The 23859-nt window shown below is 66.6% G+C and carries 23 protein-coding genes; 8 read left to right on the top strand and 15 right to left on the bottom strand.

What is annotated here, in order from left to right; genetic code table 11:
- Positions 1–48: 48 nt before the first annotated feature.
- The 11 genes from DGN21_RS11135 to ccmA form a co-directional block, all read right to left on the bottom strand.
- A complete protein-coding gene (locus DGN21_RS11135) occupies positions 49–471 on the bottom strand; it encodes a DUF1294 domain-containing protein (protein WP_104574760.1) in 423 nt (140 codons plus the stop codon).
- On the bottom strand, positions 465–1667 hold the full coding sequence (locus DGN21_RS11130; protein ID WP_184577261.1) for a homoserine O-acetyltransferase: 1203 nt from the start codon (positions 1665–1667) through the stop codon (positions 465–467). The genes DGN21_RS11135 and DGN21_RS11130 overlap by 7 nt, the downstream gene beginning before the upstream one ends.
- A 453-nt stretch (positions 1668–2120) precedes the next feature.
- The gene (locus tag DGN21_RS11125) at positions 2121–3134 is read right to left on the bottom strand and encodes a tetratricopeptide repeat protein (protein WP_184551144.1); all 1014 of its coding nucleotides are present in this window, start codon (positions 3132–3134) and stop codon (positions 2121–2123) included.
- Entirely contained in the window at positions 3134–3568 is a 435-nt protein-coding gene (locus tag DGN21_RS11120; RefSeq protein WP_024939985.1) for a cytochrome c-type biogenesis protein, read from the bottom strand. Before DGN21_RS11120 ends, DGN21_RS11125 begins: the two co-directional genes overlap by 1 nt.
- Positions 3565–4167 (bottom strand): DsbE family thiol:disulfide interchange protein, encoded by a 603-nt coding sequence (locus tag DGN21_RS11115; protein ID WP_026064701.1) that lies wholly within the window; start codon positions 4165–4167, stop codon positions 3565–3567. The genes DGN21_RS11120 and DGN21_RS11115 overlap by 4 nt, the downstream gene beginning before the upstream one ends.
- Positions 4160–6097, bottom strand: coding sequence for a heme lyase CcmF/NrfE family subunit (locus DGN21_RS11110; RefSeq protein ID WP_046342982.1), 1938 nt, complete (start codon positions 6095–6097; stop codon positions 4160–4162). Before DGN21_RS11110 ends, DGN21_RS11115 begins: the two co-directional genes overlap by 8 nt.
- Positions 6098–6268: 171 nt before the next feature.
- The gene (ccmE, locus tag DGN21_RS11105) at positions 6269–6739 is read right to left on the bottom strand and encodes a cytochrome c maturation protein CcmE (protein ID WP_039515161.1); all 471 of its coding nucleotides are present in this window, start codon (positions 6737–6739) and stop codon (positions 6269–6271) included.
- On the bottom strand, positions 6736–6906 hold the full coding sequence (locus DGN21_RS11100; RefSeq protein WP_024939981.1) for a heme exporter protein CcmD: 171 nt from the start codon (positions 6904–6906) through the stop codon (positions 6736–6738). The genes ccmE and DGN21_RS11100 overlap by 4 nt, the downstream gene beginning before the upstream one ends.
- Entirely contained in the window at positions 6903–7655 is a 753-nt protein-coding gene (gene ccmC, locus DGN21_RS11095) for a heme ABC transporter permease CcmC (RefSeq protein ID WP_046342978.1), read from the bottom strand. Before ccmC ends, DGN21_RS11100 begins: the two co-directional genes overlap by 4 nt.
- 94 nt (positions 7656–7749) lie before the next feature.
- A complete protein-coding gene (gene ccmB / locus DGN21_RS11090; protein WP_006452115.1) occupies positions 7750–8445 on the bottom strand; it encodes a heme exporter protein CcmB in 696 nt (231 codons plus the stop codon).
- Complete coding sequence (gene ccmA / locus DGN21_RS11085; protein WP_039527017.1) at positions 8442–9086, bottom strand: heme ABC exporter ATP-binding protein CcmA; 645 nt, start codon at positions 9084–9086, stop codon at positions 8442–8444. The genes ccmB and ccmA overlap by 4 nt, the downstream gene beginning before the upstream one ends.
- 198 nt (positions 9087–9284) lie before the next feature.
- On the opposite strand from ccmA, the gene DGN21_RS11080 reads away from it, so the two are divergent.
- Together DGN21_RS11080 and DGN21_RS11075 are read left to right on the top strand one after the other, a co-directional pair.
- Positions 9285–10433 carry a pyridoxal phosphate-dependent aminotransferase gene (locus tag DGN21_RS11080; protein ID WP_104574746.1) on the top strand — a complete coding sequence of 383 codons (1149 nt, stop codon included), beginning with the start codon at positions 9285–9287 and terminating at the stop codon, positions 10431–10433.
- A gap of 145 nt (positions 10434–10578) precedes the next feature.
- Positions 10579–11379 carry an amidohydrolase gene (locus DGN21_RS11075; RefSeq protein WP_184551145.1) on the top strand — a complete coding sequence of 267 codons (801 nt, stop codon included), beginning with the start codon at positions 10579–10581 and terminating at the stop codon, positions 11377–11379.
- A gap of 86 nt (positions 11380–11465) precedes the next feature.
- On the opposite strand, the gene DGN21_RS11070 is transcribed toward DGN21_RS11075, so the two are convergent.
- Positions 11466–12236, bottom strand: a complete 771-nt coding sequence (locus DGN21_RS11070) for a glutaminyl-peptide cyclotransferase (RefSeq protein WP_252374661.1) — start codon at positions 12234–12236, stop codon at positions 11466–11468.
- Between the two features lie 165 nt (positions 12237–12401).
- Between DGN21_RS11070 and DGN21_RS11065 the strand changes: the two genes are divergently transcribed.
- Entirely contained in the window at positions 12402–12839 is a 438-nt protein-coding gene (locus DGN21_RS11065) for a hypothetical protein (protein ID WP_016904973.1), read from the top strand.
- 201 nt (positions 12840–13040) lie between these two features.
- Here DGN21_RS11065 and DGN21_RS11060 read toward each other — a convergent pair whose 3' ends face one another.
- Genes DGN21_RS11060 through DGN21_RS11050 form a run of 3 tightly spaced genes read right to left on the bottom strand, consistent with a single transcriptional unit; the run spans position 13041 to position 16771 of the window.
- Entirely contained in the window at positions 13041–14678 is a 1638-nt protein-coding gene (locus DGN21_RS11060; RefSeq protein WP_184577270.1) for a pseudouridine synthase, read from the bottom strand.
- Positions 14671–15852: an SMC-Scp complex subunit ScpB gene (gene scpB, locus DGN21_RS11055; protein WP_160954536.1), complete on the bottom strand. Its 1182-nt coding sequence runs from the start codon at positions 15850–15852 to the stop codon at positions 14671–14673. Before scpB ends, DGN21_RS11060 begins: the two co-directional genes overlap by 8 nt.
- 13 nt (positions 15853–15865) lie before the next feature.
- Positions 15866–16771 (bottom strand): ScpA family protein, encoded by a 906-nt coding sequence (locus tag DGN21_RS11050; RefSeq protein WP_024940608.1) that lies wholly within the window; start codon positions 16769–16771, stop codon positions 15866–15868.
- 350 nt (positions 16772–17121) lie between these two features.
- On the opposite strand from DGN21_RS11050, the gene DGN21_RS11045 reads away from it, so the two are divergent.
- The 5 genes from DGN21_RS11045 to DGN21_RS11025 all read left to right on the top strand — a co-directional run bounded on the left by DGN21_RS11045 (position 17122) and on the right by DGN21_RS11025 (position 23856).
- On the top strand, positions 17122–17421 hold the full coding sequence (locus DGN21_RS11045) for a YciI family protein (protein ID WP_016904541.1): 300 nt from the start codon (positions 17122–17124) through the stop codon (positions 17419–17421).
- Complete coding sequence (locus DGN21_RS11040) at positions 17418–17687, top strand: BolA family protein (RefSeq protein ID WP_039521812.1); 270 nt, start codon at positions 17418–17420, stop codon at positions 17685–17687. Before DGN21_RS11045 ends, DGN21_RS11040 begins: the two co-directional genes overlap by 4 nt.
- 325 nt (positions 17688–18012) lie before the next feature.
- A complete protein-coding gene (locus DGN21_RS11035) occupies positions 18013–19035 on the top strand; it encodes a LacI family DNA-binding transcriptional regulator (RefSeq protein WP_102251918.1) in 1023 nt (340 codons plus the stop codon).
- A gap of 121 nt (positions 19036–19156) precedes the next feature.
- Entirely contained in the window at positions 19157–22135 is a 2979-nt protein-coding gene (locus DGN21_RS11030) for a TonB-dependent receptor (protein ID WP_102581593.1), read from the top strand.
- A 101-nt stretch (positions 22136–22236) separates the two neighbouring features.
- On the top strand, positions 22237–23856 hold the full coding sequence (locus DGN21_RS11025) for a glucoamylase family protein (RefSeq protein ID WP_126966098.1): 1620 nt from the start codon (positions 22237–22239) through the stop codon (positions 23854–23856).
- The last annotated feature ends 3 nt before the right edge of the window (positions 23857–23859 follow it).

Raw genomic sequence — 23859 nt, 5'->3', positions numbered from 1 at the left:
TGCCGGTTCGCACTGACCGGTTGCGCGCATGTATCACGCATGCGCCGCTTACCCCAGCAATGCGTGGAGTGCTGCCAGCAGCGCAGGTTGGCGGCATGCCCAATACAAGGCGGCGACGTTCGCTACGACAGTGATCCAGAACCGCAGCTGGAAGGCTGCCTTGCTGGATTTATGCCGGAACAGCGCCTGCGCCAGCAACGCGCCCGGCCAGCCGCCGAGCAGTGCGATGAGGTGCAGGGTGGCTTCAGGTGTGCGTTGCCGGCCGCGTTGGGCTGCGCTCTTGTCGAGCCGGTAGATCAGCATCGCCAGCAAGCTTGTAGCCGCGTACCACAGCGCCAGCAGCGCCGGCAGGTGGCCTGCAACCACCATGGCAGTCATGCCGATCAGGAACAGCAGGGCGAGCGTCTTGCGCGGCAGGCTCTGCTGCTGGGACGTGCCGCGACGCCGTTGCGCAGGTCTGGAAATCAGCAAGCATCCAGGAAGTTGCGTACCGCTGGCCCGAAGCGCGCAAAATCGACCAGGAAGGCATCGTGGCCTTGTGGCGAATCCAGCCCGATGAAGTGTGCCTCGGCACCGCCGGCGCGCAGGCCTTCGGCGATCTGTTCCTGTTGCTGCACCGGGAACAGGATGTCGGTGTTGGCACCGATCGCCAGCGCCCGCGCGATGCGGATCTGCGCCAGTCCGGCCAGCACCGTGGCGTCGGTCGAGATGCCTGTATCCGGCTTGGCGGCGACCGCGGCGTTGTCGGCTTGCGTGCCATCGACCCGCGCGTCGATGGCCGGGCTGTTGTCGACATACTCGGCCAGATCGAACCAATCCATCGAGCGGCTCAGATACAGATAGCAGTTGGGATCGAAGAAGCGCACGAAGCGGCGCGCATGGCCTTCCAGATAACTTTCGACCTGGAATTCCAGGCCGAACGGATCGTCGGCGGCCTGTTCGGAATCCAGCCGCACGCGGCCGAAACGGCCATCCCATTCCAGTGCCGAGCGGTAGGTGATCACGCCGAGCTTGCGCGCCATGCGCATGCCCGATTCCGGGTAATGCGTGTCGTCGTAATGGCCGCCGTTCCAGTGCGGATCCAGGCGGATGGCTTCGCGCTGCAGCGAGCGGATCGCGATCGAGAACGGCAGCGCCTGCGCACTGCCGGAGATATTGATATGGCTGCGCGCGATGCCGGGGTGGCGCAGCAACAACGCCAGTGCGGTCATGCCGCCCATCGAGTTGCCGATCAGGCAGGCCAGTTGCTCGATGCCCAACGCGCGCACCACGTCGGCTGCGGCATCGGCCACATCTTCGATCGACAGTTCCGGGAAACCCAGGCGATACCGCGTGCCGGTGGCAGGGTCGATCGACGCCGGGCCGGTCGAGCCCTTGCAACTGCCCAGGGAATTGACGCAGACCACGAACCAACGTTCGGTATCGATCGGCTTGCCAGGCCCGAGCATCGCTTCCCACCAGCCCGGCTCCGGATTGGCCGGATTTGCCGCGGCATGCGCATTCGGCGACAGGCCGGTGACGATCAACACCGCATTGCTGCGATCGGCTGCCAGCGTGCCCCAGGTCTCGTAGGCGACACGCGCCTGCAGCAGCACACCACCGCGCTTCATCGGAAACGGCGAGGGCAGCGCGTGGAACAGCGTGCCGGGGGGAATGAATTCGCTCATGCGGCAATTCTATCTGCCATGGCAGGTGCCGGGGGGCAGGATGGGATTGGGGATTGGGGATTCGGGAATTGGGAATCGGTTTGAGTCGTTGCTCTGTGTGATGCCACTCTGCAGAGCGGCGGATCTGCGGTTTGGTTGCAGGGCCTTTGCCCGCCCACCGTCGCAGGACACGCCGCAAGTACGTCCGTGTAGGCTCTTACGCGGCATCCATGCCGCGTAAGGTCCCGCGACGGTGGGCGGGCAAGGACCAGTGGAGATTGTCGGGGTGCATGGTTTCAACAACGCAACCGATTCACTCTCTGGCGCGGCGAGGGCATCGCGCGTTCGACCAACGCGGCTTGGATTATCCAGATGACGCTGACGGCAGCTGACAACGTGATGGCGCGCCTGCGTTTTTTGTTAACCGCTTTTGGTCCATTGGCCTCAAGCGTAGTCACCAAACGTGGCGGGCAATCAGCGACCGATCACCAGCTCCACCGGCGCGGCAGTGGGCAGTTCCACCATCACCGGCACGCTTTCGACATCGTCGGCCTGGCGCATTGCGTTGCCGCTGCGCGATAGCCTGGCAAGTACCTGCACGGTGTCCAGCGACGACAGCCGGCGCGTCGGCATCGGGCTGTCGCCGTCGTCCAGGGTGATGGTCAACGGCAGCTCGCGCAGCGCGTGTTTTTCCACCGCCACCGGCATCGGCGTGTCGGCGGCGCGCGCAATCACGAAGACGCTGGTGTCGCCCGGCAACCCGGCGCGTTTGGCGAACTCGGCATCCAGCGTCACGCGTACCTGGATGCGTTTGCCGCTGGCTGCATCGGCGGCAGACGTAGCCGGCGTCTGGATCGGCGCCAGCCTGGCTTCCTGGCGCGCGGCGTTGATCTGTTCCAGCAGGCCGGGGCGGGTAGAGGCATCCACCACGCGCAGCAACGGCTCCCAGGTCTCGCTGGCCTTGGCCGGCTGACCGGCCTGGCGCTGCACCACGCCCAGGAACCAGCGTGCGCGTTGATGGTCCGGTTGCACCGCCAGCGCATGTTCCAGCAGGCGCATGGCCTGCGGATCCGGGCGCCCGCTGTCGTCGGCGAGCATGCGCGACTGCGCGGCAGCCACCAGCACATCCGGCTCGTCCGGACGCAGCGCGACCGCGCGCGCAAACGCATCGCGCGCTTCGGTGAATTTCTGTTGGCTGGACAGCGAGCGTCCCAGCAATACCCAGCCTTCGGCCTGATCGGGATTGCGCGCCAGTGCGGCGCGCAGTTGCGCGATGGCCTCATCCAGCGAGCGTGGCGTGGCCGGCCGCTCGGCCGGCGCCTGAATCGCGCTCGGCGTACCGACCAGCCAGTACAGCGCCGCGCTCGCCGCCAGCAGCAACACCGCGATGCTGGCGGTCAGCCCGCGCGCTTCGCGCCACAGCGGCCGCAGCGCCACGCCGAAGACGAGCAGGGTCAGCACCACCACCGCACTGACGAAGCCGACCATCACCACTCCTGCTCATCGGCGGGCAGGGCGGGCGCAGCCACGCTGCGTCGGCGCACCAGCAGCACAATGGCGCCAGCACCCAGCAGCAACACCAGCAGCGGGCCGAACCACAGCAGCCAGGTGCGCGATTCCACGCGCGGGCGGTACAGCACGAACTCGCCATAGCGCGCGACCAGGAACTGGCGGATCTGCGCATCGCTGCGGCCTGCGTGCATCAGCGCCAGCACTTCGCGGCGCAGGTCCTGGGCGATCTGCGCATTGGAGTCGGCCAGCGACTGGTTCTGGCACTGCACGCAGCGCAGCTCGGCGGTGAGCGCATGGAAGCGCGCTTCTTCTTCGGCCGAGGCATAGCGCAGCGGCGCCGGGTCGCCGACCGGCTGGGCCAGGGCCAGCCAGGGCAACAGCAGCAGCGTCAGCAGCCAGGCGCGCATCATTGCGTGGCGTGCAGGTCCGGAGCGGCACTGGGCGAGCGCTCGATCTTGCTCAGCACCGGAATCAGCTGCGTGTCGATGATGGATTGGGTGAGCATGCCGCTGTACTTCCAGCGCACCACGCCGCGCCCGTCGACCAGAAAGGTCTCCGGTGCCGCAGCGATGCCGAAGTCGATCGCGGTCCGCCCATCCTTGTCTGCGACCACCAGCAGGTAGGGGTTGCCCAGCTGTTCGAGCCAGCGCAGCGCATCGTTGCGCTCGTCCTTCCAGTTGTAGCCGATCACGCGCACGCGCTTGGTCAGCGCAAAGCGGCTCAGCACCGGGTGCTCCTCGCGGCAGGCCGGGCACCAACTGCCCCACACGTTGATGATGTACGGCGCGCCGCGCAGTTCGCGCGCATGCACCACGATGCTGGGGTCGTGCAGCAGCGGCAGCGCGAACTCCGGCGCCGGCTTGCCGATCAGCGCAGAGGGCAAAGCATCGCGATCGTCCTGACCGGAGCGCACCACCGCATAGACCAGCAGCGCTGCCAGCGCGAGCAGCAGCACGATGGCACCTACCAGAACCGCAGTAGGCAGGCGGGGTGAACGTGACTCAACCATCTTGGATCTCCGGAGAACGACGAAAACGCCGGTCGGCCGCAGTGACCAGGCCGCCAAGCGCCATCAGCAGCGCCCCCAGCCAGATCCAGCGGACGAACGGTTTGAGGTGGACGCGGACCGCCCAGGCCTGGTTGCCCAGGGGTTCGCCAAGCGCGACATACAGGTCACCGAACGGGCCGGGACGGATCGCCGCCTCGGTCAAGGTCTGCCCGCCGCTGGCGTAGCGGCGTTTTTCCGCATGCAGCAGGCCGACCGGCGCATCGTCCTTGAACACCTGCAGATTGGCACGGTCGGAGACGTAATTGGGCCCGCGCAGCTCTTCGACATTATCGAAGTGCAGCGCGTAGCGGCCGATCTGCATCTGCTGCCCGGGCGCCAGTGCGACTTCGCGCTGCAGGCTCAGTGATTCCACCAGCAACGCACCAGCCAAAAACACCGCCACGCCCAGGTGCGCCAGCAGCATGCCCAGCATTTCGGCAGTGAGCTTGCGGCCCTTGGCCGCGCGCCGCGTCCACAGGAAACGCAGCGTGCCCAGCAGTACCCAGGCCGCGCCGGCCACGCCGAGTGCCGCCTTCCACTGGCCCTGCGGCGCGGCGAACCAGGCCAGCACGCCTGCGGCAACCGCCAGGCCTGCCCATGGTGCGAGCATCGCCAGCGGACGCGAGGCCTGCTCGCGCTGCCAGCGGGTGAGCGGGCCGAACGGCAACAGCGCCACCAACGGCGCCATCAGCACCAGGAACAAGGTGCCGAAGTAGGGCGGCCCCACCGACAGCTTGCCCAGGCCCAAGGCGTCGGCCAGCAGCGGATACAGCGTGCCCAGCAACACCATCGCGCAGGCGCAGGCGAGCAGCAGGTTGTTCAACAGCAGCAAGGTTTCGCGCGAGCTGCCGGCGAACGCGCGGCGCGGGTCATCGACCAGCGACAGGCGCGGCGCACGCAACGCGTACAGCAGCAGCGAACCACCGACCACCGCCAGCAGGAACACCAGGATGAACAGGCCGCGCGACGGGTCGGCCGCAAACGCATGCACGCTGGTCAGCACGCCCGAGCGCACCAGGAAGGTGCCCAGCAGCGACAGCGAAAAGGCGGCGATCGCCAGCAGCAAGGTCCAGCTGGCGAAGCTGCCGCGCTTTTCGGTGACCGCCTGCGAATGCAGCAAGGCGGTGCCCACCAGCCACGGCATGAAACTGGCGTTTTCCACCGGGTCCCAGAACCACCAGCCGCCCCAGCCCAGCTCGTAATACGCCCACCAGCTGCCAAGCGCGATGCCGACGGTGAGCATGGCCCAGGCCACGTTGGTCCACGGCCGCGTCCAGCGCAGCCAGCGCGCATCCATGCGGCCTTCCAGCAACGCGGCAATGGCGAAGGCGAACGGCACCGCGAAACCGACATAGCCGCAATACAGCATCGGCGGATGGATGATCAGCCCCGGGTCCTGCAATAGCGGATTCAGATCGGCGCCTTCCAGCGGCACCGGCAACAAGCGCGCGAACGGATTGGAGGTGAACAGCAAAAACGCCAGGAAGCCGATGCTGACCAGCGCCATTACCCCCAGCACGCGCGCCACCACCTGCGCGGGCAACTGCCGCGACCACAGCGCCACCGCCCCGGTCCACAGCGCCAGCACCAGCGTCCACAGCAGCAATGAGCCTTCGTGCGCACCCCACACCGCCGAGTAGCGATACATCACCGGCAGCAGGCTGTTGGAATTCTCGGCGACATAGCGCACCGAAAAATCCTGCACCAGGAAGGCATGCGTCAGCAGCGCGAAGGCCGCTGCGATCAGGCCCAGCTGCAGCAACGCGGCCGGCCGCGCGACCGCCATCCAGCTGCTGCGCCCACGCTGCGCACCGGCCAGCGGTAGCGCGGCCTGCACCAGGGCCACCAGCAAGGCCAGAATCAGCAGGAAGGTGCCGAGCTCAGGCAGCATCGGGTTGGCGCGTTGGCGGGCAGGCAGTGGTGCGACGCTTGCCGGCGCAATGCAGGGGCTGCATCCGGGCAGCGTCTGCATGCGCCTGCCCAGGCATCGCGACATCGTCGGCCACGCAGGCAAGCTGCAAGCGATCACAGCGCAGCAAGGCAAACGTTTTGACCCCTGCCATCAACGCAGCGCTCCGGCCTGGTCTGCGGCCGCCGGCACATCGTGCTTGCGGTGCGCGCTGCCCATCTTGTCGGCGACTTCCTTCGGCATGTAGGTCTCGTCGTGCTTGGCCAGCACATCTTCGGCAACGAAGACGCCGTTCTGCATGCGCCCGGTCGCCACCACCGCCTGTCCCTCGCGAAACAGGTCCGGCAGGATACGGTCGTAGCGCACCGGCAACTGTGCATCGCCATCGGTGACGCGGAACTGCGCTTCCAGCGAACCGGACGCACGTTGAAACGAGCCTTTCTCCACCATGCCGCCGAGCCGGAAGCGCGCATGCTCGCCGGCGTCGCCGCGCAGCACTTCCGACGGTGTGTACAGGTAGGCCACATTGCGCTGCAGTGCCATCGCCACCAGCGCGGTCGCCAGGCCACCGGCCAGCACCAGCGCGATCACCAGCCAAATCCGGCGGCGCCGTTGCGGGTTCACCGGATCAGCTCCGCATCGCTGGGCACCGCGCGCTTGCGCTCGCGCAAACGCCGCGCCTGCGCGATCTTCAACGCGCGGCGCAGCTGCCAGCGGCCGGCGATCAGGTCCCACAGCAGCACCAGCACGAATACCGCGTAGGCGGCGATGACGTAGGGCAGGTAGCTCATGCCGCGCGCTCCGGCGCATCGCGCACGATCCAGGCCTTGCCGGCCTCGCGGCGCAGGTTGTCGGCGCGCGCACGCGTCAGCAGCGAACCGGCGAACCAGAACTTGGTGCCGATCACCATCAGCCACAGCGGCAGCAGCATGCTGGCATCGATGCTGGAGGGGCCGAGCAGGCGAATGCTCTGGCCCTGATGCAGCGAATTCCACCACACCACCGAATAGCGGATCACCGGCAGCAGCGCCACGCCGACGATCGCCAGCAAGGCGGCCGCGCGCGCGGCCTGACGGCGATCGTCGATGGCCTGGTACAGACCGATCACGCCCAGATACAGGAACAGCAGGATCAGCTCGGTGGTCAGGCGCGGGTCCCAATCCCACCAGGCGCCCCACATCGGCTTGCCCCAGATGCTGCCGGTCAGCAGGGTGATCACGGTGAACGCCGCGCCGATCGGCGCGCAGGCCATGGCCAGGATTTCGCAGATCTTGATGCGCCAGATCAGCGCGATCGCCGCGTACACCGCCATCAGCCCGAACACGAACAGGCTCATCCACGCGCTCGGCACATGGATATACAGAATGCGGAAGCTATCGCCCTGCTGGTAGTCGGCCGGGACCGCAAATAAGGCCTGCCAGATGCCCACGCCCAGCAACACCGCGGCCAGCGCGTAGCACCACGGCGCCCAGCGCGCAGTGAAACGGTCGAAGATCGGAGGCGAGGCGAGTTGGTGGAACCAGCGGGCGACGACGTTCATGCGATGGCAGCAGCCTTTGGAGTGGCATTGGCTCTCGAAACAGCAACAACGCAATGAGTGGAGCATCTTGTCGACAGCGTATCGACCGCAGGGCTCAACTCAAGGAAATCCGGATCGCGGCAGCCGCAGCCAGCGGTGCCAGCACCACGCCGATCACCAATCCGGCGCCCAGCAACAACAACGCACCCACCGCATCCTGCCCTTGTCCGCTGGCCGCGACACTGCCGGCACCGAACACCAGCACCGGCACGTACAACGGCAACGCCAGCAACGCCACGAGAATACCAGAGCGTTTCATCGTCACCGTCAGCGCCGCAACCACGGCACCAAGCAGACTCAGAAGCGGTGTGCCCAGCGCCAACGATGCCAGCAGCACCGGTAGTTGGTCATGTGGCAGGTGCAGCAATTCGCCCAGCAGCGGCGTCACCGCGATCAACGGCAGCGCGCTGGTCGCCCAGTGCAGTAGCACGCGCACTGCGATCAGCCACGCCAACGGCACCGGCGCCAGCAACCATTGCTCCATCGAGCCGTCTTCCACGTCGCTGCGGAACAGCGCATCCAGCGACAGCAGGCCGGCCAGCAGCACCGACAGCCACAGCACCGCCGGTGCGGCCTGCGCCAGCAGGTCCGGGCGACCGCCCAGGCCCAGCGCGAACAACACCACGATCAGCAGGGCGAACAGCGCCGGCTGCAAGGCATCGCTGCGACGGCGCCACAGCAGCTGCAGGTCGCGGCTGAGCAGCGCGCGCGCGGCCTGCCACAGCGAGGGTTGTGGCGAATGCAGGCTCATGCCGCCGCCTCCAGCGTGAGCATGCGCGTGCGCACCGGCGGCGCCGCATAGGCGCCGTGGGTGGTGACCAGCGCCGCGCCACCGCCGCGCAGGTGCGCGGAAATCATCCGGTTGACCAGGGTGATGCCGTCCAGGTCCAGGTTGGCGTAGGGCTCGTCCAGCAGCCACAGCGGGGCCGGCGACAACCACAGCCGCGCCAGCGCCAGGCGCTTGCGCTGGCCGGCCGACAGCTGCCGCACCAACGCATCCTCGTAGCCGGCCAGGCCGACGATGGCAAGCGCACTGCCGGGCATCTGCTTGGCGCGGCGGCCATGCAGGCCGCACAGGAAGTGCAGGTTCTCCAGCGTGCTGAGATCGGCCTTCAGCCCCGGCAAATGGCCCAGATAGGCCATGAAGCGGCTGCGGTCGCCGCGCCGCGCGGTCTTGCCGTCGATCTCGATCTGCCCGCGCTCCACATGCAGCAGCCCGGCCAGCACCCGCAGCAGCGTGGTCTTGCCGGCGCCGTTGTCGCCTTGCACCAGCAGCGCCTCGCCGGCATCGACGTGGAAATCCAGCGGGCCGAACACCGGCTCCTCGTTGCGGCTGAAAGCCAGCGCGCGCGCCGCCAGCAGCGGTGGCGCAGTGTGCAGCGGTTCGATCATCGGCGCAGCGGGCTCCCGTCGCAGGACGGCATGGGGTGGGCGAGGCAGGGCGCGCATTGTAGCGACGATGGCGCGCTGCCGGGGGCGCGTTCGGCGGCGTGATGTGTCCGGGAACGCTGTTTTGCATCGCCCGGGCGCAACCGCCTGGCGGCTTTGCGTACACTCGCGGTCCCCCCGTTTGTTGCCCGGACAGGCCCGATGCCCCTCACGACCAAGCTGCCCAAGGTGGGCACCACCATCTTCACCGTCATGTCGCAGCTGGCGGCCGAACACGGCGCGGTGAATCTGGGCCAGGGTTTTCCCGATTTCGCGGTGCCGCAGCGGCTGGTCGATGAACTGGCCAAGGCCATGGCGGCCGGCCACAACCAGTACCCGCCGATGACCGGCGTTGCGGCCTTGCGCCAGGCCATCGCCGGCAAGGCGCAGCGCTGTTACGGCGCGCAGGTCGATGCCGACAGCGAGATCACCGTCACCAGCGGTGCCACCGAGGCGATCTTCAACGCCATCCACGCGGTGGTGCGCGCAGGCGAGGAGGTCATCGTGCTGGACCCAGCCTACGACTGCTACGAGCCGGCGATCGACCTGGCCGGCGCGCGCGCCGTGCACGTGTCGCTGGACCCGCAGACCTTCGCCATCGATTGGCCGGCGCTACGCGCGGCGATCACGCCGAAGACGCGCCTGCTGATGATCAACTCGCCGCACAATCCGTCCGGCGCGATGCTGTCTGCCGACGACATGCAGCGCTTGACCGAGCTGTTGCGCGGCAGCGACATCTTCCTGCTCTCGGACGAGGTGTACGAACACATCGTGTTCGACGGCCGCCGCCACGAATCGGTGTTGCGCTGGCCGGAACTGCGCGAGCGCGCGTTCGTGATTTCCAGCTTCGGCAAGACCTATCACTGCACCGGCTGGAAGATCGGCTACGCGATCGCGCCGCCGGCACTGAGCGCCGAGTTCCGCAAGGTGCACCAGTACAACACCTTCACCAGCTTCGGCCCGGCCCAGCACGCGTTCGCCGCGATGATTCGCGACGAACCCGAACACGACGAACACCTCGGCGCGTTCTACCAGGCCAAGCGCGACCGTTTCCGCGAACAGTTGCTGACCACGCGCCTGAAGCCGTTACCGGTGCCCGGCGGCTACTTCCAGCTGGTCGACTATTCGGCGATCAGCGACCTGCCCGACACCGAGTTCGTGAAGTGGCTGACGGTGGAAAAGGGCGTGGCCGCGATTCCGCTGTCGCCGTTCTACGAGACCGCGCCGCAAGGGCAACGACTGGCGCGGCTGTGCTTCGCCAAGAACGATGCAACCCTGGATGCGGCGATCGCGCGGTTGCAGCAGCTCTGAAGAGCTGGGAATGGGGAATCGGGATTCGGGATTCGTAACGGCGGTTGGTCGTTTGTTGACGAGTTCGCAGAAAGCCGATGACAGGAAGCCACCCGAAACCCGCCGTTCGAATCCCAAATCCCCACTTCCGAATCCCGAGCCTTTAATGAACGACCTGCGCATCTCCCTGATCCAAGGCGACACCCGCTGGCATGACCCGGCCGGCAATCGCGACTATTACGGTGCGTTGCTGGAGCCGTTGGCCGGGCAGACCGATCTGGTGATCCTGCCGGAGACCTTCACCAGCGGGTTCTCCAACGACGCCATCGACAAGGCCGAGGACATGCAGGGGCCAACCGTGGCCTGGGTGCGTGCGCAGGCGGCGCGGCTGGGTGCGGCCGTCACCGGTAGCGTGCAATTGCGCACGCCCGAAGGCGTGTTCAACCGGCTGCTGTGGGCCACGCCGGACGGGGCGCTGCAGTATTACGACAAGCGCCATCTGTTCCGCTTCGGCAACGAGCACCTGCGCTACGCGGCCGGGCGCGATCGCCTGACGGTGGAGTGGAAGGGCTGGCGGATCAATCCGCAGGTCTGCTACGACCTGCGCTTTCCGGTGTTTTGCCGCAATCGCTTCGATGTCGAGCGGCCGGGCCAGCTGGATTTCGATCTGCAACTGTTCGTCGCCAACTGGCCGTCCGCGCGCGCCTATGCCTGGAAGACGTTGCTGCGCGCACGCGCGATCGAGAACCTGTGCTTTGTGGCAGCGGTCAACCGCGTCGGCGTCGACGGCAATCAGCTGCACTACGCCGGCGACAGCGCCGTGATCGATTTCCTCGGCCAGCCGCAGGTGGAAATCCGCGAGCAGCCACAGGTGGTCACCACCACCCTCAGCGCTGCCGCCCTGGCCGAACACCGCGCACGCTTCCCGGCGATGCTGGATGCGGATGGCTTTGTGATTCGGGATTAGGGATTAGGGATTGGTGCAAGCAGGCAAGGCACAGCTCTTTGCTTGCCCGCCGTTGCGAATCCCCAATCCCGAATCCCCAATCCCGGCTACTCACCCAACTTGATCTCGTAGATCTTCGGCCACCGCTTGCCGGTGACGAACAGGCGATCGTGCTCGGCGTCGTAGGCGATGCCGTTGAGTACATCGTTGCTTGGGTCGCTCAGGGTGTCGGCGTCCGGCACCAGCGCCTTCAAGTCGATCCAGGCGATCACCTTGCCGCTGGCCGGGTCGATGCGTGCGATGCGGGTGGTCAGCCAGACGTTCGCCAACAGCTCGCCGTTGACCCATTCCAGCTCGTTGAGATTTTCCAGCGCCCTGCCGTGGGCAGTGACCTTGATGCTGCCGACCTGCTGCAGCGTCTGCGGATCCAGCCGTCGAATGCGGGCAGTGCCATCGCTCATGTACAGGCTGCTGTCGTCGCGGGTCAGCGCCCAGCCCTCGCCGGAATAACTGAACTGCGTGCGCGGCGTCAGCGTGGCCAGGTCGTAGACAAACCCGCGCTGGTTGCGCCAGGTCAGCTGGATCAGGCGGTCGTGCCAGGCCACGATGCCTTCGCCGAAAAACGGCGCTGGTGTCGTGGCCTGCTGCAGGACGCGGCCGGTCGCCAGCTCGACCTTGCGCACGCTGGACTGGCCCAGTTCGCCGGTGCTCTCGTACAGGTAGCCGTCGAGATAGAACAGGCCTTCGGTAAAGGCGGCGGTGTCGTGCGGATAGGTGCGCACGACGGTATAGCCCTGGGTCGGGATGGTCTCGCCGCAGTGGGCGAGGGTGGGCAGCAGCGAGGCGGCGAAGAGCAGGCTGTAGGCGGTGCGTGGCATGCCACAATCATCCCATGCCGCCATCGCAGACTGTGGGGGCGCAGGCCGCCGGCCGGCGAAATAATGATTCGCTGAACGGTCGCATGCGTGGTGCCGGCATGTTGTCGCGGCTGCCACATCGGCGCTGCTAGGCTCGGCGCCACGTTCACCAACCGGAATGCCCGCATGATCAAGTCCCTTTCCCTCTTCGCGCTGCTGGGCGCCGCAACGCTTGCACCGCAGGCGCAGGCCGCCGGCAACATCGACTGCCAGCTGTCGTTCAACCTGTCGGGCTGGTCGGTGTTCTACAAGACCGCCAGCGGCACCGGCACCATCAAGTGCGACAACGGCGCGGTGATCCCGGTCAAGATCTCCAGCAAGGGCGGCGGCCTGACCGTCGGCAAGTCCAAGATCGTCGGCGGCCGCGGCACCTTCTCCGGCGCCTACAGCCTCAATGATCTGTTCGGCACCTACGCGGCGGCCGAAGCGCATGCCGGCGTAGTCAAGTCCAGCACGGCACAGGTGGTCACCAAGGGCGACATTTCGCTGGCCCTGGCCGGCACGGGCGAGGGCGTCGATCTGGGCGTGGCGGTGGGCAACTTCGTCATCGAGCGTCGCAAGTAAGACGCTGTGCATGCAGCGCAAGCGTCGCCAATGGTCGACGCCTGCGTGAACACGCAGCGCCCCCAAACAGTGGGCTCTGCGCTGTTGCTGTACGAACTCGGTGTCGCTGCTGTTTCCAGCAACTGCGATGCCGGGCGCGAACGGAAACACCAATAAAAAACGGCCCTTTGCAGGGCCGTTTTTTATTGCGCGTGCCGCAGTTTAGCGACCGCGATTACCACCGCCTGGCGGACGACGATTGCCGCCGCCCGGCGGGCGACCACCCGGGCCGCCGGGTCCACGCGGCGCGCCGCTCGGACCACCCGGACCGCGATTGCCGCCCGGACCACGGTTGCCACCGGGGCCACCCGCGCGTGCGCCGGTCGGGCGACCGGCCGCCGGACGTGCCGCGCCATACGGGCTGAAACCCGGGTTGGCGTGATCGGACGGAAAGCTCGGCGCATTGCCCGGATGACCGTACGGGTGCTTGCGCTGACCCTGGCCCTGCGACTGGCCCTGTCCGCTACCGGCGCCGCCACGTCCCGCGCCGCCCGCGCCAGGGCGTGCATTGCCCGCGCCGCCACCTGGGCGTGCACCGCCCGGACCCTTCTTCGCGTACGGGCGCGCCTGGCCGGTGCCAGGGCCACCGGGGCCGGCATTGCGGTGGCCGCTCGGGCCGGTGCTCACGCCATCGGGCACGTACCAGCTGCGGAACGCGGCCGGGTTGCCGTCCGGAAGGCCGCGGTCGCCCTTGGCGGGGGCGCGTTGCTTGAATGGGCGCTGCTGCGACTGCTTGGCTGCCGCTTCGCCGCTGACGGTGAGGCCGCCGCGGAAACCGCCCGGCTTGCCACGGCCACGGCCGCCGCGATCTTCGCGCGGGTTGTCGAAGCGGCGCAGTTCGCGTCCTTCGTCGGCGCCGGAGGTCTGGCCGTTGACGTAGGCATTGCTGCGGCCATCGCGCGAGACGTGCACGGTGGACTTGGCAGCGCGGCGCTGGCCGATCACCGGCTGCAGCGTCAGCGCCGACGGAGCGCCTTCTTCCAGCTTGAGTTCGGCGCGCAGGCTGTCGACCTTGTCCTGCGCCACTTCGATGGACTGCCCACGCAGCAGTTCGCGCGGCAGCGAGATCTTGCCGTAGCGGCTGCGCTTGAGGCGACTGACCTGGCAGCCCTGCGACTCCCACAGGCGACGCACTTCGCGGTTGCGGCCTTCCTTGACCACCACGCGGAACCAGTCGTGCGAGTCGGTGCCGCCGATGCGTTCGATCTCGTCGAACTTGGCGCCGCCGTCTTCCAGCAGCACACCGCGCGACAGGCGCTCGATGATGGCGTCGGAGACCTTGTCCTCGCCTTCCGGGGCGCGTACGCGCACCACGTATTCGCGCTCGACCTCGTAGGAGGGATGCATCATCGCGTTGGCCAGCTCACCGTCAGTGGTCAGCAGCAGCAGGCCGGTGGTGTTGATGTCCAGGCGGCCGATGGCGATCCAGCGCGAGCCCTTCAATGCCGGCAGCGACTCGAACACGGTCGGGCGGCCTTCGGGGTCTTCGCGGGTGGTCACTTCGCCTTCGGGCTTGTTGTAGATCAGCACGCGCGCCGGTTCGGTCAGCGCGCTGGCCACGAAACTGCGGCCATCCAGCTCGATCTTGTCGCCGCTGCGCACCGACATGCCGGTCTGCGCGACGGCGCCATTGACCTTGATCAGGCCATCGGCAATGCGCTGTTCCAGCGCGCGGCGCGACCCCAGTCCGGCTTGGGCCAGCACCTTGTGCAGGCGCTCTTCCAGCTTGGGCGCTTCGGGCGCGCTGTCGCGCTTGAGGGAAAGCTTGTTCAACGACAGCTTGCGGGGGGTGTCACTCATGTGTCTGGCTCCGGCCGACGCGTTCTGGGTCGGCCTCTGGTTCGGAATCGGCTTCGTCAACAGCCACGGTCGTCGTCGCGACGGCGTTGTCTTCGTCTTCGTTCACTGCGTCCGCGCGCGTTCCCGGCGCGGTGTCGGGGTCGCCCTCACGGGCGTCATCTGGGTTCAACGGATTCGGGTCCTGCGCCGAGGCATGCTCGGGGTGTTGCGGTGTGTCGTCACTCGATTCATCGGCGCTGGCGTGGTCATCGACCGCGTCGGCGTGGTGTTCGTGTTCGTCGTCGACTGCAGTGCCTGGGCTGGCGATCTGGTCGCTGTCGTCTACATCGACATCGGCGTGCGTTGCGTCGTCGCTGTCGCTGGTTGCATCGGTGGTGCTGTCCGATGCCGGCAGCACCTCCTCGGCATCGCGCTGTTCCTGCGCGGCGTCGCCCGGGTCGGCATCCACGTCAGCACCTGCATCCGACGCCGCGTCAGTCCGGGCGGCAATCGCCGCATCGGCGCCGGCGCCATCTGCATCCGCCCTATCCGGGTGTGGATCCGTATCCGGACCCGCTTCAGCATGCTCCGCACCCATCGCCGCCGACGCCGGCACCGCGCCGTCCAGTTGGCCGTCGCGGTCCAGCGGCAGCTGCGGTTCCAGCTCGGCAATGTCCTTCAACTCAGACAATGGCGGCAGCTCGTCCAATCGCTTGAGCCCGAAGTAATCCAGGAAGCCCTTGGTAGTGCCGAACAGGGCCGGCTTGCCGGGCACGTCGCGGTGGCCGACCACGCGGATCCACTCGCGTTCTTCCAGCGCCTGGATGATGTTGCTGCTGACCGCCACGCCGCGCACCTGCTCGATCTCGCCGCGGGTGATCGGCTGGCGGTAGGCGATCAGCGCCAGGGTTTCCAGCGTGGCGCGGGTGTACTTGGTGCGGCGCTCGGTCCACAGCCGGGCGACCCAGCCATGCACGTCCGCCTTGACCTGGAAGCGGAACCCGGAGGCCACCTCGACCAGCTCCACGCCGCGCTCGGCGCAGCCGTCGCGCAGCAGTTCCAGCGCGCGCTCGACGCTGCCGGGCGGCGCCGGTTCTTCTTCCGGAAACACGCCCTGCAGCTGCGCCAGCGTCAGCGGCTGGCTGCTCGCTAGCAGGGCGGCTTCGATAATGCGGGTGATCAGCGCTTGATCCATTCGGTGATCGGCTTCAGAGGGGTTCGTTGGCGGCATCGCTGTCGTCGAATTCGCTGGAGAATTGCAGCGGCGCATTGGTATTGCCCAAGGCCAGCGACTTCACGTAGATCGGCGCCAGCGGCGCCTCCTGCACGATGTCCAGCAACTGCTCCTTGGCCAGTTCGAGCAGCGCCAGGAAGGTGACCAGCACGCCGAGCTTGCCTTCTTCGGCCGTGAACAGCGATTCGAAACGGTAGAACCTGCCATCGTCCAGGCGGCTCAGCACATCGCCCATACGCTGGCGCACGCTCAGCGCCTCGCGCTTGATCGCATGGCCGGTGAACAGTTCGGCGCGTTTGAGCACGTCGTACAGCGCCATCAGCATTTCTTTCAGTTCCACCGGCGGCGGCAGCTTGACCGCGGCGCGCTCGGGCAGATGCGCCTGTACCGGCGCGCTGTCGCGGCCCATGCGCGGCAGCGTGTCCAGATCCTCGGCAGCCTGCTTGAAGCGTTCGTATTCCTGCAGCCGGCGCACCAGCTCGGCGCGCGGATCGTTTTCTTCGCCTTCCTCGCTGGGCGGGCGCGGCAACAGCATGCGCGACTTGATCTCGGCCAGGATCGCGGCCATCACCAGATATTCCGCCGCCAGTTCGAAGCGCAGCTCCTGCATCACGTTGATGTAATCCACGTACTGCCGGGTGATCTCGGCGACGGGGATATCCAGGATGTCCAGATTCTGGCGGCGGATCAGATACAGCAGCAGGTCCAGCGGACCTTCGAAGGCATCCAGGATGACTTCCAGCGCGTCCGGCGGAATATACAGATCCTGCGGGATCTGCAGCACCGCTTGCCCATGCACCACCGCCAGCCGCATTTCCTGCTGCTGTGGCGGCGCGCTCGTGGCTGGCGGATTCGCGTCGTGCGCGAGTTCGGAATTCATCAGGTCGACATCGGGTCTTACGGTCGCCGGCCACGGTCGGAGCCGCGCCTGCAGGGCTTTGCCTTGAGTTATTGCGATCAATGTCGTGCCCGTGCCGGCACGATCCTACAAATCCACATACAACGTGCGCCGCGTGGCATGCGGCGACGGAACAGCGAGGAGGTCGTCTACGCGGGTCGGCGGTGGGCAGCGAATCGGTCGTCGAGGAGGCGTGGGGCCTGGGCCGACGGGCCGCTGCGTCCGATTGCGTGTGCAGTGGTGGCAAGGGTAATGCGTGCGCGGGGGCGGTGTCCAGCGCCGAGGCGGCTAGAATCCCGGGGCTGTTCTTCACGTCTTGGGCGAGGTGGCCTATGTGGTACGTAATCGAAGGGTATGACCGGGCCGACGCACTGGCGGCCCGGCAGCAGGCGCGACCGGCGCATCTGGCGCGTTTGCAGGCGCTGGCGGCGGCAGGGCGCCTGCTGGTGGCCGGGCCATGTCCGGCGATCGATGCCGAGGATCCGGGCCCGGCCGGTTTCAGTGGCAGCGTGGTCATCGCCGAATTCGACGCGCTGGATGACGCCCGCGCCTGGGCCGATGCCGATCCGTATGTCGAGGCGGGCGTCTACGTGCGCACCGAGGTGCGTCCGTTCCGCCGGGTGCTGCCATGAGCCGGGTCGAGCGTATCCGCACCGCGCTGCAGGCGGCGCTGGCGCCGACCGAACTGGACGTGGTGGACGACAGCCATCGCCATGCTGGGCATGCCGGCGCGCGCGACGGGCGTGGGCATTTCAATGTGCGCGTGGTCAGCGCCGCCTTTGCCGGCAAGCCGCCGCTGGCGCGGCACCGCGCGGTCTATGCCGCGGTGGGCGAGATGATGCAGACCGATATCCACGCGCTGTCGATCGAGGCGATCGCGCCCGGCGAGGCGGGCTAACAGGCCACTCAAGCCGCCGTCGTAGGAGCGCACCCGGACGCGACGGATTTATCGGTAAGGCCTGTCGCGCCCGGGTGCGCTCCTACGCGGGGGACCGTTCCCTCCGGAGCGCCAAACCGCCCAACCGTGATCGCCGTCGACCTTCATCCGTGGACACATGAGCGGTATTTGTTGCGTCGCAACACATCGCTTCACGCATTCATCACTTGCAGATGCTTGATCTGTAAGCGTTTTCACGGGCGTGAAGACAGGGGTTTACGCCCTCGTATGAAAACGCTTACAGTCCGCGCCAGTTTTGGGAACTCGGTCGCGGAGGGCGACACGAATGGCCAAGGGTGCGGTCACCATCAAAGATGTCGCCAGGGAAGCACAGGTCTCCGTTGCAACGGTGTCGCGTGCGCTCAATGGGCATGACAACGTCGCCGGACCGGTGCGCCAGCTGGTGCAGGACGTGGCCGCGCGGCTGCGCTACAGCCCGCATGCGGCAGCACGCAGCCTCAGCAGCCGACGCACCCAGACCCTGGGCGTGGTGCTGCCCGATCTGTATGGCGAATTCTTTTCCGAGCTGATCCGTGGAATCGATGGTGCGGCGCGTGCCGCCGGCCAGCATCTGCTGGTGTCCAGTTACCACGGCGACCCGGAAGCGCAGGGCAGGGCACTGCAGTCCATGCGCGGGCGCGTGGATGGTCTGCTGGTGCTGTCGCCGTACGCCGAGCAGCCCGGGTTCCTCACCGACAACCTGCCGCAGGCGCTGCCCACGGTATTGATCAACGCGCATCTCCCCGGCGACGCCTATCCGGTGCTGAGCATCGACGACCATGCCGGCGCGATGGCGATGACCGAACATCTGTTGTCGGCCGGACATCGGCGCATCGCCTTCATCGGCGGGCCGGCGCTGAATTTCGATGCGCGCGAACGCCTGCGTGGCTTCCGCGATGCGATCGCCGCCCACGGCGATAGCGCGCAGGGCATCGAATTCACCGGCGACTTCGACGAGGCCTCAGGCCACCGCGCCGGCCAGGCGATGCTGGCCGGCGGCACGCTGCCCGACGCGGTATTCGCCGCCAACGACATGACCGCGCTGGGCTGCCTGTACGCGTTTGTCCAGGCCGATGTCTCGGTGCCCGGCGATGTGGCACTGGCCGGTTTCGACGATATTCCGCTGGCCCGTTTCGTCCATCCGGCGCTGACCACGATGCGGGTCAGCATCGCGCGCCTGGGCGAGCAGGCGATGTCCCGGCTGATGCGGCTGGTGGACCAGCCCGGCCGCGACGACGGCATCCGCCAATTGCTCACGCCCGAGCTGGTGATCCGCGCCTCCTGCGGCGCCGGCGAGCCCGGCCCCTGAGGTTTCCTGCCCGCTGACCCTTTTCGCGGACGTTCTGTCCGCTCCCGCTGCCCCCCGCAGCGGTCGTTCCTGCAAGTCGCAACGCCACAACAACAATCTGTACCGATCCCTGGAGGGACCAATGCGCCACCACTACCCCCATTCCGCCAGTCCGGCGCGCAAGCTGCTCAGCTGCGCCCTGGCCAGTTGCCTGTTGCTTGGTGCCGCACCGGCCTTTGCGCAGAGTGCTGCGGCGACCATCCGCGGCCAGGTCACCGTCGACTCGGCGCCTGCCAGCCAGGCCCAGGTCACCGCGACCAATCTCGCCACCGGCCTGACCCGCACCGTGCAGGTCAGCAACGGCGGCTACTCGCTCGGCGGCCTGCCGCCGGGTTCGTACCGCCTGGACGTCACCGCCAACGGCCAGACCACCTCGCAGAACGTCACCGTGCAGGTCGGCCAGACCGCGACCCTGAACCTGGGCGTCGGCGGCGAACCGGCCACGGCTGACGGTGGTAACGCCACCACGCTGGACGCGGTGCAGGTCAAGGCCCCGCCGGTACTGGTGGAAACCCGTACCTCCGAGAACGCCACCTATATCTCCAACGTGCAGATCCAGAACCTGCCGCGTGCCACGCGCAACTTCCTGGAACTGGCCGACACCGTGCCGAACGTGCAGTTCACCCGCGAGGCCAACGGCACCACCAAGGTGCGCTCGGGCGCTACCTCGGCCGAAGGCACCAACGTCTACATCGACGGCGTGAGCCAGAAGAACTACGTGCTGACCGGCGGCGTCAGCGGCCAGGATTCCAGCCGCGGCAACCCGTTCCCGCAGTCGGCGATCGGCGAATACAAGGTCATCACCTCCAACTACAAGGCCGAGTTCGACCAGGTCAGCGGCGCGGCCATCGTGGCCTCGTCCAAGTCCGGTACCAACGATTTCCACGGCAGCTTCTTCTGGGATACCAGCAACGACAGCTGGCGCGAAGAAAGCCCGCTGGAAAAGCGCGCCGGCGTGCGTGACGACTTCGAGGAAACCCAGTACGGCGCCACCTTCAGCGGCCCGATCCTCAAGGACAAGGCGCACTTCTTCGTCGCCTATGAAGCCAAGGAATACACCACCCCGAACGTGGTGATCCCCGGTTCGATCTATTCGGACCGCGTCGATCAGCTGCCCACGCAGTTGCAGCCGCTGGTCGCCACCTACAGCACGCCGTTCAAGGAAGACCTGTACTTCGCCAAGATCGACTGGACCATCGGCGACAACAGCCTGTTCGAGCTGAGCGGCAAGTACCGCAAGGAAGACGAGCTCAACGACGTCGGCGGCACCTCGACCCTCGAGCACGGCAGCATCAACGGCCAGGAAGAAAAGCGCGCCAACCTGCGCTGGCAGTACAGCGGCGCCAACTTCCTCAACGAAGCCAACCTCAGCTACGAGAGCGCGTTCTGGAACCAGGCGCCGATCAACAACGGCAACGGCTACATCCTCAGCTACACGCCCAACCGCGGTAACGAGACCGACGTGCTTGCCGCAGGCGCCGGCAGCAGCTTCCAGCGCAAGGGTCAGAAGGGCTGGACCTTCCAGGACGATTTGACCCTGAACAGCCTGGAATGGCACGGCGCGCACACCGTCAAGATGGGCGTGAAGTTCAAGAGCATCGATCTGGATTCCACCCAGTTCAACCCGGCCAACCCGCAGTACTACTACAACATCCTCAGCGATGTCGAAACGCCGTACCGGGTGCGCTTCGGTGCGCCGCTGGTCGAAGGTGGCGGTTCGGTGGTGTCCGAGAACAAGCAGTACGGCATCTACCTGCAGGACGACTGGGAGGTCAACGAGCATTGGACCCTGAACCTGGGCGTGCGCTACGACTACGAAGAAACCCCGGCGTTCCTGGACTTCGTGACCCCGTCCGATGTCGCCGGTGCGCTGCAGAACTGGACCAACCTGCGCAACGCCAACTACGACATCAACAACTTCATCAGCACCGGCAACAATCGCAAGGCATTCAAGAATGCCTGGCAGCCGCGCCTGGGCGCCTCCTATGACCTGTTCGGCGATCAGGCGCATGTGATCTATGGCGGTGCCGGCCGTGCCTACGACCGCAACATCTTCGATTACCTGGCGCTCGAGCAGCTCAACAACTCGTTCAACTCCTATAGCTACTACTTCACCAGCGCCAACAATCCAGCCTGCCTGGGCGATCCGTGCACCGCATGGAATCCGGCCTACAACACCCAGGAGGGCCTGAACACGCTGACAGCCAGCAGCAGTGGCGGCGGCGGTCGCGAGGTCTACCTGATCGACAACAACATCAAGACCCCGTACTCCGATCAATTCAGCATCGGCATGCGCAACATGGTGCCGCTGTGGGGCCAGGACTGGTTCACCGACGTGACCCTGAGCCGCATCGAAAGCCATGACGGTTTCGCGTTCGTGCGCGGCAACCGTCTGCCGGACGGGTCGTTCTTCCAGCCGGGTACCACCTCCGGCTCGCCGACCGACGGCCCGGATGGCTATAGCGCCATCGTGCTGGGGACCAACGGCGTGGAAACCCGCAACAACCAGCTCGCCCTGCAGGTCGAAAAGCCGTTCGACGAGGAGTCCGGCTGGGGCCTGACGGTGGCCTACACCTATTCCGATGCCAAGGAGAACCGCCAGTTTGGCGAGCATTACGCCCTGGATCGCGAACGCATCGAGGACTACGGCTGGCGCGAGGCCGGCGGCATTCCGAAGAATCGCCTGGTGGTCACCGGCATCTACGAGCTGCCGTACGAGATCAAGCTGTCCGGCAAGCTGTCGCTGGCCAGCCAGACCGCGCGTTACGGGCAGAACTGCCTGGCCGGCAACGACCAGTGCTACATCGTGCAGTTCAAGCCGGACGGCACGCTGGGCTACAAGGAGTTCAGCATCGCCGCCAATAAAGAGTGGGATACCGGCGCAGGTGTCAAATTCAACGTGCGTGCGGATATCCTCAACGTGTTCAATTGGGTGAACTACGCCAACTTTAACGGCGAGACCGGGACACTCGGAGACTTGAACACGGCTTACGGCACCCCGACCGGTGTGCTGGCGTCGCCGATGCGTACCTTCCGGCTGGCCTTCGGCCTGAACTGGTGAGGTATTCGACCGCCCCGGCAGTTGCCGGGGCGGTCGAACTCGGCGCTTGGATAGGGTAGGTTGGCGTGCGAGATGTAATCGATTACACAAGTGGGGGGCGGATGAACAGGGGCAGGACTTCGTATTGGTTGAAGATTCCACTATTGCTGGGCGCGCTGGTGCTGGCGTCCTGCAAGCAGGCCGAGGAGCCCAAGGTGGCTGAAAAGAAGGCGCCGGTGAAAGTCATCCTGGTGGAAGCGCAGCTGCCACCCAAGCCGGTCAAACCCGCGCTGCCACCGCTGTTCTCGGACATCGAGCGCCGCACCTTCCAGTTTTTCTGGGACACCACCAACGAACTCAATGGGCTGTCGCCGGACCGGTTTCCGTCACGTCCGTTCGCCAGCATCGCCTCGGTGGGGTTCGCGCTGACCGCGTACCCGATCGGCATCGAGAACGGCTGGGTCAGTCGCAATCAGGCGATCGACCGCACCCTTACCACACTCAAATTCTTCCGCGATGCGCCAATGGGGCCGCAGCGGACCGGTAGGGCCGGGTACAAGGGCTTCTACTACCACTTTCTGGACATGCAGCAGGGCAACCGTTACGACAGCTGGGTCGAGCTGTCGAGCGTGGATACCGCGCTGCTGATGATGGGCGTGTTGTTCACCCAGTCGTATTACGACGGCGACGACCCGCGCGAAAAGGAGATCCGGCAGATCGCCGATGCGCTGTACAAGCGCGTGGACTGGCGCTGGCTGCAGCAGCGCGCACCGCTGATCTCGATGGGCTGGTTCCCCGAGAGCGGCTTCATCGACCACGACTGGATGGGCTACAACGAGGCGATGATGCTGTACATCCTCGCGCTGGGCTCGCCGACCCACGGCGTGGACGTGGATGCCTGGACCAGTTGGACCCGCACCTACAACAACGACTGGGGCGTCTACCAGGGCCAGGAATACCTGTCCTTCGGTCCGCTGTTCGGTCACCAGTACAGCCATGTCTGGATCGATTTCCGCGATATCCAGGACCAGTACATGCGCGAACGCGGCATCGACTATTTCCTCAACAGCCGCCGCGCCACCCTGGCCCAGCGCGACTACGCCATCGACAACCCGATGAAGTGGAAGGACTACGGCGAGAACGTCTGGGGCCTGACCGCCGGCGACGGCCCGCAGAACACCAGCCAGGAATACCGTGGCGAGCAGCGCCAGTTCCGCCACTACTCCTCGCGCGGCGCCGGCCTGCGCGAGAACTTCGACGACGGCACCATCGTGCCGTCGGCGGCGATCTCCTCGATCGTGTTCGCCCCGGAAGTGGTGATCCCGGCCACCGAGGAAATGCACAAGCGCTATGGCGACTTCCTGTATTCCAGCTACGGCTTTCTGGACTCGTTCAATCCCAGCTTCAACTACGACATCCCGCTCAAGACCGGGCGCATGGTGCCGGACCGTGGCTGGGTGGCCAGCGACTACATCGCCATCGACCAGGGCCCGATCCTGGCGATGATCGCCAACTACCAGAACGAATTCGTCTGGACCGTGATGAAGAAGAACCCCTACATCCGGGCCGGTCTGGAACGCGCCGGCTTCACCGGCGGCTGGCTCACCCCCGAAGGCGAGCCGCAGCCGGCGCCGCAGAAGGACGAGCAGAAGGCCGCCGCCCGCGCGCTGGGCATGGCCGAGTCGCGTGCCGCCGCCGCCCAGGCCCAGCAAGACCCCTCGCAACGCCAAAAACCCGAGTAATCC

Origin of the sequence: Xanthomonas sp. MLO165 (assembly GCF_018831305.1) — a bacterium.
GTDB classification, from domain to species: Bacteria; Pseudomonadota; Gammaproteobacteria; order Xanthomonadales; family Xanthomonadaceae; genus Xanthomonas; species Xanthomonas arboricola.
This window is presented reverse-complemented; position numbering and strand designations above follow the sequence as displayed.